A 16075-nucleotide genomic window follows, 5' to 3' on the forward strand; every position below is an offset into this window, starting at 1 on the left:
ATCCGCTGCATTTTAACGAATTCGTGCCCAGGGAATCTCTTCCTTGGGCAAGGCTTTACTTAGCACTGGCCCCTGCAGTTCGTCGACACCCAATTGTTTGAGCATCAATAGCGTCTCTCGATTATGTATGCCCGAAGCAACAGTAGTTAAACCTTTTGCGCGGACCATTTTAATGATGCTGTAAAGCTCCCGCTTTTTATCACTATGGTGGCTAGCCTTTTTGACTAATTCCTCGGTAAATTTCACAGCATCCACCGGCATACGGAACAACGTCTGGATAGTTGCCTTACCTTCTCCAAAGTCCGAAACAATAATTGACAACCCCTGATGCTGAATGAGAGTTAAATAATCCATGCACTTTTTATCTGCGGCAACTAAAGCCACCTCGGAAACTTCTAAACTCAAAAACCCGCGTGCAACTGCGTGCGTACGAACTTCCTGCAGAATAAAGGCAAGCACCCGTGAGTCTAATTTATCGGTTAGCGAAATGTTCAGAGAAATGCGGAATTTATAACCTTTCTTAAACCAACGTTTGGCATCATCCAGCGCCTTTCGGGCCAGCCACAGAGAAAAATACTGGACCATGGAAGCTTCTTCCAGAATCGGCATGGCTTCAGATAGAGCGATGGTGCCCCGGCGCGGATGTTCCCAAAGAGGTATTACCTCGAGAGAGGCGAAATAACCATCGACTGTATTCAAACGCGGCTGATAGCGCAGCACGAATTCATGATTAGCGAGTGCCTCCTGTAACTGGCGCTTGACTGAAAACGCACCAATATCGTCAGCGTCATGGGCCTGGCTATCATTTACGGCTACCGATGTCTGGTGACTGTCGACAGCCCGTTGCGTGGTCGCTGTAAGCTCTTGTATCAACTGTTCAGCAGGTGTCGAGCGCTGTGCCGTTTTACTTACGCCGTATAAGCCAGCAGCAGCCTGCAGCTTCCTTTCTTTTCCCTGCACCGCCACTGGTTCAAGCAGCATCTCATCAATGTCTTTTTGCATTTGCTTAAAAGCATCTGCAGACTCAGAAGCATGAATACCTGTTAACTCATTACTTGCCGTTTGAGTAACATAAGCGTCAGATCCCAGCCGTTTCTGGAATTTTTTCGCTAGCATCGTTAAAAACTCATCGGTCGCTTTGCGGCCAAGCTCCTGCCGCAGCTTGTCAATATTTTCCAGCCGTAAATTCACTAAGTTAAGATATTTTTCCGGTACTCGGTCTGACACTTTCATTAGTTTATCAATATGTTCAACGGCTGCCGTCAAGTTCGGCAGGTTAGTACCGCTCATTCGTCTCTCTGCGCTATGAAGTGCCTCATGCAACTGTAATAGCAGCCGTTTCAGGCTGCCGACTCCGAATCCCAGTAGCGTTAATACAACCACTCGTACAACCCACAGGTAATCATCACCCGACGTTGCCGGGTTTACCGATGTATCGGCTCCCGGACTTAACATAACCCCGACTATCAGTCCGGCTAACGCCCCAATCAGGGGGCCATGGATAAAGCCAGCAAGCAGGATGAGTAACACGAAGCCATATTCAAATACATGCGGAACTCCTCCGGCTACGGCAATAAGTTTGAATAGCGCCGTGATTAATGAAGCCAGTAACAGCCCAATTAACAGGTGCACTTCAGCACTATATTTCTCTGTAGCTGTGATAAACTTTCGAATGTTCTCCAGGCTGTTTTGATAACGCCGCATACAGTAATTACTCAATGAGTTCATCGATCTAAATCAACCCTATGGTAATTTGCTTTGGTTGTCACTACTATCCGTGTACGGAGCAAAGATAATAACGTGGATAATTAAAAGTCAAAAACACAAGGCGCTATAATGAATACACATAAGCTGTTGATTATTGATGACGATGAGCAGATAGGCGAAATGCTCAAAACCATTGCTGAGCAATGCGGTTTCCACGTCATCTTTACCGACACGGCACTGGCTTTTTATGAACAACTGAGCTTGTTTGAGCCCGACCTCATTATGGTCGACTTAATTATGCCCGATGTTGATGGCGTGCAACTTATCGAGCGACTGGCCGATATCAACCACAACGCCAAGCTCATTATTATCAGCGGCGCCGGCAAGCGAGTTGTTAATTCCTCTGCAGTATCCGCCCAGGAGCATGGTATGGAAATCGCGGGTGTGCTGAATAAACCATTCAGAACTGCGGAAGCCCGCCAGGTGTTGACCGACTTTATCAAGCACAATCGCCGCCGTCGCCCAACGGCAAAAGAAAAAATAGCTCCTGCGCAGGATCACTGGTTTCCGGGTGAAGATGATTTACAGCAGGCACTGGACAGCGGCCTCATTAATGCACATTTTCAGCCAAAAATCAGCAGCCATACTAAACTGCTGCTGGGTTTTGAGGTACTCGCTCGCTGGCATGACGAGGAACATGGTGGGGTCAGGCCAGATTACTTTATCCAGTTAGCTGAACGCACTCATCAAATTGACAGTCTGACGCGACTCGTTTTTGACCAGGCAATGTGTTGGTTTGCCCGGCTAAGTAGAACAGTCAATCCAGACCAGTCAATGACACTGACAATGGAACCAGACAACTTAACCATAGCGGTTAATATTTCTGTGGTTAATCTACAGAACCGGCTGTTGCCCGACGAACTGTCTGACTGCTGTGAGCAGCATGGAGTCTCGCCACAGCAGGTTATCTTAGAAGTTACTGAAACAGCAGCTATGGAAAACCCGACCGAAATGCTGGATATCCTGACGCGTCTACGAATCAAAGGCTTCGGTCTGGCCATTGATGACTTTGGAGTCGGTTATTCTTCTCTTATCCAACTGGCCCGGCTGCCCTTTTCGGAGCTGAAAGTGGATCGATCCTTTGTTATGACCGGTGATGAGTCAGCAGAATCAAGGGCGGTTATAAAAAGCGTGGTGAACCTGGCCAAAAGCCTTGGTTTAAAGTCCGTTGCTGAGGGAGTAGAAAGCCATGCCATGCGACGCTACCTGGACCAGATTGGCTGCGACATACTGCAGGGATTTGCCATTGCTAAACCAATGGCCGCCGAACCGTGCGAAGTGTGGATAGAAGAATATTATCAGACTATGGAGCAACAACGTGTTAAAGCGCTGAAGACGCTGGATATTCTTGATACGCCGGAAGAGTATCGATTTGATCGTATCACCCGCTTAGCCAAGCGATTGTTCGACGTTCCTGTTGCGCTTATCTCTTTTGTTGATGTGGAACGCCAATGGTTTAAATCGCATCCGGATTTTGATTTACCGGAGACGCCGCGGGAGTTTTCTTTTTGCGCCCATGCGTTAGGCTTTCAGGAAGTGTTTGTGGTTAACAATGCCAGTGAACACCCGCGGTTCAGGAATAATGAGCTGGTGACAGATGCCGATAAACCGATCCGGTTTTATGCCGGATGTCCATTACAGATGCCTGGCGGTGAGCGCCTTGGCACATTATGTTTAATTGATAGTGAACCCCGCCATTTCAGCGACCAGGAGAAAATCGTTCTGCAGCAGCTTGCGGCTTTGGTTGAAGAAGAGCTGGAGGCCGATGAATATCAGGATCTCGATCATTTGACTCAGTTGTTCAATCGTTCGGCCTTTGAGCGGCGCTCCAGAAGTATGCTGACGCTGGCTGAACGCAGCCAGCTGGCCATCTATTTATTACTGATTGATATTGATGACTTTCGGCAGTTTAATGAGTTATATGGACACACAGCCGGCGACACTGCCTTAATTGCTATAGCCGATATTTTACGCGAAAACTTTCGCCAGTCGGACATTATTAGTCGTTTTTCTGGCGATGAATTCAGCGTAATGATGATTAACAAGGCCGACAGAGAAGAAATTCAACTGGCCTCGATCGTCGATCGTATTAACCAGGAAATTGACCGGGTGATTAATCAGACACTAGCACCGAACTCACTCAAATTGACCGTTTCAACCGGTGTTGCAACAACCAGCGAAAATTCTCATTTTAGCTATTCAAAGTTGTTATACGAGGCTCAGTATCAACTGCGTCGCCGTCCTTGATAATGGGCAGCAACAAGCGTCTGAATCCTTCTGTTAACAACACGAGCTGGCAATGTTTAAACGGTTACGTACCTGGTTAGAAGACCGAAAAATCAAAAAAATGGGCTTTACTGACAGCGAATGGGAGTCCGCAGTAGCCGACTGGCCGGTCCTCGAAAACTATCAGGGCTCCGAGCGCGATGCGCTGCGGAATATGACTTTTCGCTTTTTAGTGCGCAAAGATTTTGCCGGCGGCGCTGACTTTCAGTTCTCCGACGCAATGTGCCTGAAAATAGCGACGATGGCCTGTGTCCCCGTTTTGCATCTTGGGCTGGATTGGTACGATCATTTCTACACTGTGATTATTTACGAGGGCGATTTTGTTCCTAATCGTCCCCATCAAACGGTTGACGGTGTGGTACATACAAAAAATCCGGGCTTAAGCGGCGAGGCCTGGCTGCGTGGTCCACTGATTCTGTCATGGCAGTCCGTAGCCCAAACCGGACCTACTGCACGCAACGGCAAGCCGGGCAATGTAGTTATTCATGAATTTGCCCACAAACTGGATATGCTGCGAGATGGTGCTAACGGGGCGCCGCCGATGCACCCTGATATGAAGCCCGGCGAGTGGCATGATATTTTTTCCGCTGCCTGGGACCGTTTACAGCAGGCTTCTCACCAGCATAAAAAGCTACCAGTCGATAGTTACTCGTTAACCAGTCCAGCTGAGTTTTTCGCTGTCTGCAGCGAAACGTTTTTTGAAGCTCCTACTCATATGAAAGCTGACATGCCCGACGTTTACCGGTTACTGAGCCAGTTCTACCGTCAAGACCCGGCTGCCGAATAAATAAAAAAGGCCCAACGTTATACTGTTGGGCCTCTGTCACTCTACCGTTCTGATAAGTGGTTTCGCGGACTAATTTGTTCTTAGCTCACCTGATGAAGACTCAAGATGCGCACGAACGAACCACTGAAATTGCTCAAGCTCGGCAAGCTGGCCTGTCAGCATATCTTCCGACACTGCGTCTAACTCAGCTAACTGCTCGATACCTTCTCTGTGGTCTTTATTAACACCGTTATAGACTTTATCTAAAGCCATAAGATGCTCAGTCACCAGCGCTTTGCCTATGGAATAATCCTCCCAGGAGCGACGTTCCGTCAGTGCCTGAGGAGTACCAACCGGCACACCGCCCAGGGTCGCAATGCGCTCGGCAATGGTGTCCGTCATTTCCCTGACTGTTTCAACCTGGGGGTCCAGCATTTCGTGTACACCAATAAAATTAGGGCCAACCACATTCCAGTGGATATGCTTTAAGGTCAGTTGCAAGTCAATCAGTGCAACCATACGGTTATCGAGAATGGCGATGGTTTTTTTCGCCGATTCATCATCCATGCCCGGAGCAGTAAACTCAGCTAACTTCTCTGGTTTGTCACTCTTGTGCATAGTTCCTCCTGTTAGATTGGATTTTTACTGTCACTTAACTATCTGGGTTATTCGCTTATTCTGTGTTCGCGAACGGCTCACATACGCTCTATCACCTGGTCGATCATACGTTCCAGCTGACTCATCTTTTCGCCCAGCTCGGCTTGTTTGCCACCACCAACCTGGCTGCCCGCTTCCATCTCGCGTTGAATGTCATCCAAACGTCTTTCTCTTGACTCCCGCTCGGTTCGGCTGTCTACCACATTCATATTCGCGACAATATTAGCGCGCTCTTCGGCTAGTGCATCATAAGATTGCGTGCGGGTAGAATCTGCAGGTACAGCAGCATCAGTTTGTAATTCAACGATGTCATCAGCCAACTCGCGCATCTCTTCAGCTTCATCGCCTGCTGCTTCAAAAAACTCTGGCACTGTGGTGCCTTCCGGTAAGCGGTTAATCAGAAACTCGTTTAAGTATTGCTCTGCATTCATAAAAATCTCCGTTTACTGCACACAAGATACTTATCTTTAAGTCTTGTCGGCTAAACGGGATCTGTCAAATGACGACCGGCTTTTCGGCATAAAAAAACCCGGCGCAAGGCCGGGTTTTGATATTTCTTTAACGACTCAGCTTACCAGCCAGTTTTTTCAGCCAGAGCTTTACCGATATCTGCAAGACTACGCACAGTCTTAACACCTGCCGCTTCCAGTGCAGCAAATTTCTCGTCTGCGGTACCTTTACCACCGGCAATGATGGCGCCGGCGTGGCCCATACGTTTACCCGGAGGAGCAGTAACACCTGCAATGTAGGAAACAACCGGTTTTGTGACATTATCTTTAATGTACTCTGCCGCTTCTTCTTCCGCAGTTCCGCCAATTTCACCAATCATGACAATCGCTTCAGTTTCCGGATCTTTTTCGAATAATTCCAGAATATCAATGAAGTTAGAGCCAGGGATAGGGTCGCCACCAATACCAACACAAGTGGACTGGCCGAATCCTGCATCGGTAGTCTGCTTAACCGCTTCATAAGTCAGTGTACCTGAACGAGAAACGATACCTACTTTACCTTTCTGGTGAATGTGACCAGGCATGATTCCGATCTTTGACTCGTCCGGCGTAATAACACCCGGACAGTTTGGACCGATCATGCGCACACCTTTGTGCGTCAGGTATTCTTTTACATAAAGCATATCCAGCGTAGGGATACCTTCAGTAATACAGACAATCAGTTCGATGCCCGCATCCGCCGCTTCGATGATTGAATCTTTACAGAAAGGAGCCGGTACATAAATAACCGATGCCGTTGCACCAGTCGCTTCCACTGCTTCTTTTACTGTGTTAAATACGGGCAGGCCTAAGTGCTCTTGACCGCCTTTACCCGGAGTCACACCACCGACCATCTTCGTGCCATAGGCAATCGCTTGCTCGGAGTGGAATGTACCCTGTCCACCAGTAAAGCCCTGGCAGATGACTTTGGTATTTTTATCGATCAAAACGCTCATTATTGACCTCCTGCCGCAGCAACCACTTTATCGGCAGCATCAGATAAGCTCTCTGCTGCGATAATGTTCAGGCCACTATCGTTCAATTTGTCTGTACCCAGTTCGGCATTATTACCTTCCAGACGAACAACGACCGGAACTTTAACGCCAACTTCTTCTACCGCACCAATGATACCTTCGGCAATCATGTCACAACGGACGATACCACCAAAGATATTAACCAATACGGCTTTCACCGAACTATCGGACAAGATGATCTTGAACGCTTCAGAAACACGCTCTTTGGTCGCACCACCACCAACGTCAAGGAAGTTAGCTGGTTCGCCACCACTCAGTTTAACGATGTCCATAGTACCCATCGCCAAGCCTGCACCATTAACCATACAGCCAATGTTACCGTCCAACGCCACGTAGTTTAATTCCCACTTGGCCGCTTCAGCTTCACGCGCATCGTCTTGTGAGGGATCGTGCATTTCACGGATCTTAGGCTGGCGATACAAAGCGTTACTGTCGATACCGACTTTGGCATCAAGACAATGCAGCTTACCTTCGTCAGTAATGACCAACGGGTTAATTTCGAGCAAGGCAAGATCGTAATCTTCAAACATTTTTGCCAGACCTAAGAAGATCTTGGTGAATTGTTTTACTTGATCCGGGCTTAAACCCAGTTTGAAGCCTAGTTCGCGACCCTGGTAGGGTTGTGCACCAACCGTTGGATCGATTTCAGCTTTCAGAATTTTTTCCGGAGTCTCTTCTGCAACTTTCTCGATTTCGACACCGCCTTCTGTTGACGCCATGAAGACCACTTTACGTGAACCACGGTCAACAACAGCGCCAAGATATAATTCGTCGGCAATGTCGGTGCAGCTTTCAACCAAAATCTTAGCAACCGGCTGACCATTTTCGTCGGTCTGGAAAGTCACTAAGTTTTTACCTAACCAATGTTCTGCAAAATCGCGAACTTCATCCAGACTTTTAACTAATTTAACGCCGCCCGCTTTACCACGGCCGCCTGCGTGAACCTGACATTTGACAACCCAAACGTCACCGCCAATACGTTTTGCCGCTTCTACTGCTTCATCAGCAGTGTCACAGGCAAAACCTTCAGATACTGGCAAACCATACTCTTTAAAGAGTTGTTTACCCTGATACTCATGCAAATTCATGATGCTCTTCCGATTCGTTGAAACAACCAAAGCAGCTTACCTGCTGCCTACCCGAATACCGCGCCGAATTTTAACGTGAACGGCGCATAAATAATAGCCGCAACACTAAAATAGCGATGCGGCTTTTTGCTCAGCGTCTTTAGATATCCAGGATCAGACGTTGAGGATCTTCTAACAGCTCTTTAACGGTAACCAAAAAGCCAACCGACTGTTTGCCATCAATAATGCGATGGTCGTAAGAAAGAGCTAAGTACATCATTGGCAAGATTTCAATTTTGCCATCAACCACCATCGCCCGCTCCTGGATCTTATGCATTCCCAGAATCGCACTTTGAGGGGGGTTAAGAATAGGCGTTGACAGCAATGACCCGAATACACCGCCATTGGTGATGGTAAAGTTACCACCCTGCATCTCATCCAGTGTCAGTTTACCATCGCGCCCTTTTACGGCTAAGTCGCGAATGCCATTTTCCATGTCGGCAATCGACAGCTTATCGGTGTCACGCAATACCGGAGTTACCAGACCGCGTGGCGTCGAAACAGCAATGCTGATATCAAAGTAATTGTGATAAACAATGTCATCACCATCGATTGATGCATTAACGTCAGGAAAACGTTTTAGAGCTTCAGTAACTGCTTTGACATAAAAGCCCATAAAGCCAAGACGAGTGCCGTGGGTCTCCTCAAATTGATCTTTATACTTTTTACGAAGATCCATGATTGGCTTCATGTTGATCTCGTTAAAGGTCGTTAACATGGCCGTATCATTTTTCGCCTGCAACAAACGTTCTGCAATACGCTTACGAAGACGTGTCATCGGTACACGTTTTTGATCACGGTCACCGGAGGCTGCCGACTGTTTTGCTTGTTCTTTACTGCTCACAGCTGATTTATCTGAGTCTGATTTCTCTGATTTGCCCTTAACATGTTTTTCAACATCTTCTTTAGTAACCCGGCCGCCCTTTCCTGTGCCTTTTACATCACTGGGTTTAAGACCGTGTTCGCCTAATAAGCGACGTACTGCTGGCCCTGCTACTTCGCCGTCGCCACCATCATCATCAGAGCTCTTAGAATCATCTTTATCGTCAGATTTCTGTTCAGATTTTGACTCATCCGAACCTGAGGAAGAACCGCCTGAAGCACCGGATTCGACGACACCAATGACATCATCAGCACCAACGGTAGCACCTTCATCGTGTTTGATTTCTACTAATACGCCATCGGCAGGCGCTACAACTTCCAGCACCACTTTATCGGTTTCGATATCAACCAGGTTCTGATCGCGCTTTACTTCGTCACCTTCTTTGACATGCCATGCAGAAATGGTGGCATCAGAAACAGATTCCGGTAACTGCGGAACGTTTACATCCAGCTTTTCACCTGAACCTTGTTTAGACCCGGACTCTTTCTTGTCCTTAGCGTCTTTAGATTCATCATCCTCAGATTCTTTATCCTTGGATTTCTTGTCGTCCGATTTTTTATCTTCCGAATCGCTGTCGTCAGACTCTTTGTCAGAATCTGAAGAGCTCTCGCCATCACCTTTTTCAAGCTTGCCGATAACTTCATCGGCTGTGACAGTGGTACCCTCTTCTGCGATTATCTCGCCCAGCACACCATCGGCTTCTGCAGTGACTTCAAGCACTACCTTATCGGTTTCGATATCAACCAGATTTTGGTCGCGCGATACTTTATCGCCGGCCTTTACGTGCCATGTTGCGATAGTAGCATCAGCAACGGATTCGGGTAATTGAGGAACTTTAATATCAATCGCCATGGTTCATCTTCACCTATTTAATAGTTAGCGCTTCGTCAACGAGTTTTTGTTGCTGTTTATTGTGCTCAGATAAATAACCAACAGCAGGTGAAGCGGAAGCATCACGGCCGCAGTAGGTTAATTGAGCACCCGAGGGAATAGCAGCCCAGAAGTGGTGTTGGCTGCTATACCAGGCGCCCTGGTTCTGTGGCTCTTCCTGACACCAGACAAACTCTTTGACATGCTGATAGTCTTTCATAATATCGGCCACTTCTTCGGCCGGGAACGGGTACAACTGTTCAATTCGAATAATCGCAACGTCATCCTGCTCGCGCTTACGGCGTTCCTGTAACAAGTCATAATAGACCTTACCGGCACACATGATCACGCGTTTAACTTTTTTCGGTTTGAGATCATCTATCTCACCGATGGCGTTGTGAAAGCATTCGTTTGCCAGATCATCCATATCTGAAATCGCTAATGGATGGCGCAACAGTGATTTAGGCGTCATGACCACTAAGGGGCGACGAACCGGACGTAACTGTTGGCGACGGATCATGTGGAATACTTGCGCCGGGGTAGTCGGCACACAAACCGACCAGTTGTGATCGGCAGACAGTTGCAGGAATCGCTCCAACCGCGCCGACGAATGCTCAGGGCCCTGACCTTCGTAGCCGTGCGGCAGCAATAATGTCAGACCACACAGGCGACCCCACTTCTGCTCACCGGAACTAAGGAATTGATCGATAACAACCTGAGCTCCATTCACAAAATCACCGAACTGAGCTTCCCACATGACCAGAGTTTTTGGTTCTGCGGTTGCGTATCCATATTCAAATGCCACCACCGCGGCTTCAGACAGGACAGAGTCATAAATTTCTATCTTGCCCTGATCATCATGGATGTCGTTAAGCGGCATATAAGTACTGGCATCTTCTTGATCATGCAATACTGCATGCCGATGGAAAAACGTACCCCGCCCAGAGTCCTGACCCGTCAACCGGATATGGATACCTTGCTCGACTAAGCTGGCATAAGCTAATGTTTCAGCAAAGCCCCAGTCCATGGATTTATCACCTTTCGCCATTTTTTGACGTTCCTGATAAACCTTAGCGACTCGCGAATTCAGCTTATGATCCTCAGGGTAAGAAGAGATTTTATCACCCAGTTCGCGCAGCTTTTCCGAACTAATTTCGTAATCGTAATCAACATCCCACTCGTTGCCGATATAGGGTGACCAGTCAACCGAATGCTGCCGCATCGGACGATGTTCATCAACCACGACTTCGCCGCGGTCAAGGGCATCACGGTAATCGTCAACCCATTTTTTTGCCTTGTCTTTCTCGACCACATTCTTATCAGCAAGGCGGTCGGAATAAATCTCGCGGGCAACCGGATGCTTTTTAATTTTACTGTACATCAAGGGTTGCGTTGCACTGGGCTCATCGGCTTCGTTGTGACCATGACGGCGGTAGCACACAAGGTCAATCAGTACATCGCGTTTAAATTTATTGCGATAATCAAGTGCCAGCTGAGTAACAAAAACGACGGCTTCAGGATCATCCGCATTAACGTGGAAGATAGGCGCCTGAACCATTTTTGCAATGTCAGTACAGTACTGTGTCGAGCGGGCATCTTCACGTTTAGCAGTGGTGAACCCAACTTGATTATTAATAACAATACGCACCGAACCACCCACCTGATAAGCGCGGGTCTTGGACATATTGAAGGTTTCTTGCACTATGCCCTGGCCGGCTATCGCCGCGTCGCCGTGAATCGTTATAGGCAGAACTTTCTGCCCTTCCGGGTCATCCAGACGATCCATACGTGCGCGAACTGAACCCATCACTACCGGGTTAACGATTTCCAGGTGAGACGGATTAAAAGCAAGCGCCAGATGGACATCGCCACCCGGTGTTTCAAAGTCAGACGAAAAGCCCATATGATATTTTACATCACCGGAACCTTTATTATTGGAATGCTTACCAGCGAACTCGTCAAATAAGTCCTGTGGCTTTTTGCCCAACACATTGACCAGCACATTCAAACGTCCGCGGTGAGCCATACCGATGACAACTTCTTTCGCGCCCTGTTCGCCCGACCGGGTAATGAGTTCTTTGAGCAGTGGCACCAGGCTGTCGCCACCTTCCAGAGAAAAGCGCTTAGCGCCCGGAAACTTTGAACCTAAATATTTTTCCAGGCCATCGGCGGCAATGAGTTCGCGCAAAATTTTGGTTTGCTGGTCCTGCTGGAACGACGGCTTGCCGGCTACGCCCTCAAGGCGCTGCTGGATCCACCGTTTTTCTTCCGTCGACACAATGTGCATATATTCCGCACCCACCTGATTACAATAGGTGGATTCAAGCACCTCATGGATGTCTTTAAGCTTCATTGTGTCGCTGCCCGTGGCCAGCGAACCGACATTAAATTCGCGGTCCAGGTCATCTTTGCTCAGACCATGAAAATCAAGTGATAGCTCGGGAACCTTTTCTTGCTGCCACATGCCAAGAGGATCAAGACTGGCGTGCTGATGCCCTCTAAAACGGTACGCGTTGATTAACTGCAGGACTTTAACTTGCTTTTCGTCTGCGTGGGAACTGCCGGCAGCCGATTGCTTGAATTTGTTCTTCGCCAGCGATTTGAACTCGTCGCGGACCTCACTTAGCTTGATATCTACGGCACTGTCGTTACTCGGCAGAGAATCAAAAATTTCCCGCCATTCGTCACTGACGGCCGTGGGGTCATCGAGGTACACTTCGAACATTTGTTCGATATAAGCAATGTTACCTCCGGCTAGATGCGAGGACTCTAGCCACTCACGCATTACACCCTCTTGCATTGCGTTTCCTTTACACTAAATTCTGACCATACTATGAAAGAATAGCCGCCCTGATTCAAGGCAGCTATTCAAAACATCAACTCATTTCTTTACCGGACTACGCTGTAATTTAAACAGCACGGCTCAGTAGCATAGACTTGATGTGACCTATCGCCTTAGTTGGATTCAAGCCTTTCGGGCAAACGTTGACACAATTCATAATTCCGTGGCAACGAAACACGCTAAAGGCATCGTCTAGCTCACTGAGGCGTTCTTCAGTGGCTGTGTCGCGACTATCAATTAAGAACCGATAGGCGTGCAACAAGCCGGCCGGACCAACAAATTTATCCGGATTCCACCAAAATGATGGGCAAGACGTTGAGCAACAAGCACATAAAATGCACTCATATAATCCATCAAGCTTAGCACGATCTTCCGGCGACTGCAGGCGTTCGCGCGCCGGCGGTGTTTTCTCGTCGTTAATTAAGAAGGGTTTAATCTTCTCGTACTGCTTATAGAACTGGCTCATATCAACAATCAAATCACGGATTACCGGCAATCCCGGTAATGGCCGGATAACAATCCGGTCGGATTTTAATGATGATAAATGCGTGATGCAGGCCAGACCGTTTTTGCCATTAATGCTCATGCCATCGGAGCCACAAACACCTTCCCGACATGAGCGGCGAAACGCCAGACTTGGATCCTTTTCTTTCAATTTAATCAGCGCTTCCAGCACCATTAAATCCTGATTATCTTCAACCTCCAGGCTGTACTCTTTCATATGTGGAGCGTTGTCTACATCCGGATTGTAGCGATAAATTGAAAACGTATATTTTTTCATAGTACCCTCCAACTTAATAGGTACGAGCTTTCGGAGGGAAAGCTTCACGCAATTTAGGTTCCAGATTAACTTCGCGAGTCACCATATCTTCGTTCTCAGGACGATAAATAGTGTGCACAAGCCAGTTTTCGTCATCACGATCCGGATAATCCGCACGGCTGTGGGCGCCACGACTCTCAGTACGGAAGCTTGCTGCAACTGCAGTTGAGTATGCAGTTTCCATCAAATTATCCAACTCCAGACACTCCACACGCTGCGTATTAAACTCTTTGGATGTATCATCAAGACGCGCATTCTGCAGACGGTCGCGAATTTCCTGAAGTTCTTTTAGACCTTCTTTCATCGAATCGCCTTCGCGGAAAACCGAGAAGTTAAGCTGCATACACTGCTGCAAGTCTTTCTTAATTTGCGCCGGATCTTCACCTTTTTGGGTATTTTCCCAGCGGTTATAGCGACTTAAAGCAGCATCGACATCATCACTTGTCGCTTCACGGGCTTCGACATTTGCAGCCAGGTTTTCACCCAAGTGCATTCCGGTCGAACGACCAAAGACCACCAGATCCAGCAACGAGTTACCACCCAGTCGATTCGCTCCATGTACAGACACACAAGCAATTTCGCCACAAGCGAACAAACCTTTAACGTGTGACGTCTGACCTTTATCGTCAACGGTCAAAACCTGCCCATGAATGTCAGTTGGGATACCACCCATCATGTAGTGACAGGTCGGGATAACTGGAATCGGTTCTTTAACCGGATCGACATGAGCAAATGTGCGTGACAAGTCACAGACACCCGGCAAACGACTTTCCAGCGTTTCTTTACCCAGATGGTCCAGCTTAAGCTTGATGTGTGTACCCCAAGGACCTTCACAACCACGGCCTTCACGAATTTCGGTCATCATTGCGCGAGATACGACATCACGGGATGCCAAATCTTTGGCATTCGGTGCATAACGCTCCATAAAGCGCTCACCATCTTTATTCAGCAGGTAGCCCCCTTCACCGCGACAACCTTCTGTCACCAGCGAGCCCGCGCCGGCAATCCCGGTCGGGTGGAACTGCCACATTTCCATATCCTGCACCGGCACACCAGCGCGTAATGCCATACCAACACCGTCGCCAGTATTGATGTGCGCGTTGGTCGTTGAAGAGTAAATACGACCCGCGCCACCGGTTGCCAGGACCACAGCCTTAGCTTTAACGAAATAAACTTCGCCGGTTTCGATATCCATGGTGGTAACACCACAAACCGAACCATCTTGATTTTTCACGATGTCCAGTGCATACCACTCTGAAAAGACCGTCGTTTTATTTTTAACGTTCTGCTGGTAAAGCAAGTGCAATAATGCGTGACCGGTACGGTCCGCTGCAGCTGCAGTACGCGCTGCTTGTTCGCCGCCGAAATTCTTTGACTGACCACCGAACGGACGTTGATAGACTTTGCCGTTTTCAAACCGTGAGAAAGGTAAGCCCAGATTTTCCATTTCCAAAATGGCCTCAGGACCTGCTTTACACATGTATTCAATAGCGTCCTGGTCACCGATGTAATCGGAACCCTTGACCGTATCGAACATGTGCCATTCCCAGTTGTCTTCGTGAGCATTACCCAGCGCAACTGTAATGCCGCCTTGAGCTGATACCGTATGTGAGCGCGTCGGAAACACTTTCGACATCAACGCGCAGCTGAGTCCTTCCTGGGATATTTGCAGTGCTGCCCGCATTCCGGCCCCGCCGGCACCAATCACCACCGCATCAAATTCTAAAGTTTTAACGTTCACTTAAACACCCCACAGTACAAACAAGCCAGTGAGCCAAACGACGATTAACCCGACGCTGAATACGAATTGAATGAATGCTCTGACACCCGACGCTTTAACGTAGTCGGTTAAAACCTGCCAGATACCAATCCAACCGTGGATAAGTACTGCGGTCAACGTCAGCAAGGTAAATACCTGCATCCAAACGTTTGCGAACAGTCCACTCCAGTTTTGGTAAGTTACATCTGCCGTTGAGACAAAAAAACCAACCATAAACAAAGTGTATAAAAAGATAATTATTGAGGATGCACGGACCAAAAGATAATCATGCGAACCCGTACGCCCAAGTGTTCCAGCCGCTTTTACCATAACCACACTCCTACCAGTACAGCCCAGATAACTGATAAAGCTATAAATACGTTCGCACTGATGCGACCTGAGTCAAGTTCTTCCCAGTAACCCAAATCCATCACCCAGTGACGAATACCGATAATTAAGTGGAATCCTAACGCTGTCAAAATACCCCAGCCAATGAACTTGGCGATAAAGCCAGTCATCAGGCTTTCAACGTGAGCAAAACCCTGAGGACCTTCCAGAGAGGTTGCAAATGCCCAAGTTAAAAAGGCCAGCGCAATGAGCATAACCACACCAGAAATACGGTGCAAAATGGATGCTTTGGCAGCGGCAGGAAGTTTTATTGTTGATAAGTCTAAGTTTACAGGTCTTTCTTTTTTCACGATAGCTTGCCTTTTAAAAAGCACTAAAGAAATGTAAAGAATGCCCGGCGCATCTCTAAGCTGTTATGATAACCCAAG

Annotated in this window: 13 protein-coding genes; 2 read left to right on the forward strand and 11 right to left on the reverse strand. The window is 47.9% G+C overall.

What is annotated here, in order from left to right:
- Positions 1-12: 12 nt before the first annotated feature.
- Complete coding sequence (locus LG288_RS07010) at positions 13-1728, reverse strand: EAL domain-containing protein (protein WP_404399423.1); 1716 nt, start codon at positions 1726-1728, stop codon at positions 13-15.
- A gap of 108 nt (positions 1729-1836) precedes the next feature.
- Here LG288_RS07010 and LG288_RS07015 point away from each other — a divergent pair, with 108 nt between their 5' ends.
- Complete coding sequence (locus LG288_RS07015) at positions 1837-4014, forward strand: EAL domain-containing protein (RefSeq protein WP_404399424.1); 2178 nt, start codon at positions 1837-1839, stop codon at positions 4012-4014.
- A gap of 52 nt (positions 4015-4066) precedes the next feature.
- Positions 4067-4840, forward strand: coding sequence for a zinc-dependent peptidase (locus LG288_RS07020; protein ID WP_404399425.1), 774 nt, complete (start codon positions 4067-4069; stop codon positions 4838-4840).
- A 69-nt stretch (positions 4841-4909) separates the two neighbouring features.
- On the opposite strand, the gene dps is transcribed toward LG288_RS07020, so the two are convergent.
- From dps to sdhC, 10 genes are all read right to left on the reverse strand, one after another.
- Complete coding sequence (gene dps, locus LG288_RS07025) at positions 4910-5437, reverse strand: DNA starvation/stationary phase protection protein Dps (protein ID WP_404399427.1); 528 nt, start codon at positions 5435-5437, stop codon at positions 4910-4912.
- 77 nt (positions 5438-5514) lie between these two features.
- Entirely contained in the window at positions 5515-5907 is a 393-nt protein-coding gene (locus LG288_RS07030) for a hypothetical protein (protein WP_404399428.1), read from the reverse strand.
- Between the two features lie 140 nt (positions 5908-6047).
- Positions 6048-6920: a succinate--CoA ligase subunit alpha gene (gene sucD / locus LG288_RS07035; protein WP_404399429.1), complete on the reverse strand. Its 873-nt coding sequence runs from the start codon at positions 6918-6920 to the stop codon at positions 6048-6050.
- The gene (gene sucC / locus LG288_RS07040; RefSeq protein ID WP_404399430.1) at positions 6920-8086 is read right to left on the reverse strand and encodes an ADP-forming succinate--CoA ligase subunit beta; all 1167 of its coding nucleotides are present in this window, start codon (positions 8084-8086) and stop codon (positions 6920-6922) included. Before sucC ends, sucD begins: the two co-directional genes overlap by 1 nt.
- A gap of 139 nt (positions 8087-8225) precedes the next feature.
- On the reverse strand, positions 8226-9860 hold the full coding sequence (gene odhB, locus LG288_RS07045; RefSeq protein ID WP_404399431.1) for a 2-oxoglutarate dehydrogenase complex dihydrolipoyllysine-residue succinyltransferase: 1635 nt from the start codon (positions 9858-9860) through the stop codon (positions 8226-8228).
- A 13-nt stretch (positions 9861-9873) separates the two neighbouring features.
- A complete protein-coding gene (locus LG288_RS07050) occupies positions 9874-12678 on the reverse strand; it encodes a 2-oxoglutarate dehydrogenase E1 component (protein WP_404399432.1) in 2805 nt (934 codons plus the stop codon).
- Positions 12679-12787: 109 nt separating this feature from the next.
- A complete protein-coding gene (locus LG288_RS07055) occupies positions 12788-13501 on the reverse strand; it encodes a succinate dehydrogenase iron-sulfur subunit (RefSeq protein WP_404399433.1) in 714 nt (237 codons plus the stop codon).
- Positions 13502-13514: 13 nt separating this feature from the next.
- Complete coding sequence (gene sdhA, locus LG288_RS07060) at positions 13515-15224, reverse strand: succinate dehydrogenase flavoprotein subunit (protein WP_404403058.1); 1710 nt, start codon at positions 15222-15224, stop codon at positions 13515-13517.
- A gap of 57 nt (positions 15225-15281) precedes the next feature.
- The gene (sdhD, locus tag LG288_RS07065) at positions 15282-15629 is read right to left on the reverse strand and encodes a succinate dehydrogenase, hydrophobic membrane anchor protein (RefSeq protein WP_404399434.1); all 348 of its coding nucleotides are present in this window, start codon (positions 15627-15629) and stop codon (positions 15282-15284) included.
- A complete protein-coding gene (sdhC, locus tag LG288_RS07070; RefSeq protein ID WP_404399435.1) occupies positions 15623-15997 on the reverse strand; it encodes a succinate dehydrogenase, cytochrome b556 subunit in 375 nt (124 codons plus the stop codon). The genes sdhD and sdhC overlap by 7 nt, the downstream gene beginning before the upstream one ends.
- Positions 15998-16075: the final 78 nt, after the last annotated feature.

The sequence above is a fragment of the Idiomarina seosinensis genome (assembly GCF_044797955.1).
Taxonomy (GTDB): domain Bacteria; phylum Pseudomonadota; class Gammaproteobacteria; order Enterobacterales; family Alteromonadaceae; genus Idiomarina; species Idiomarina seosinensis_A.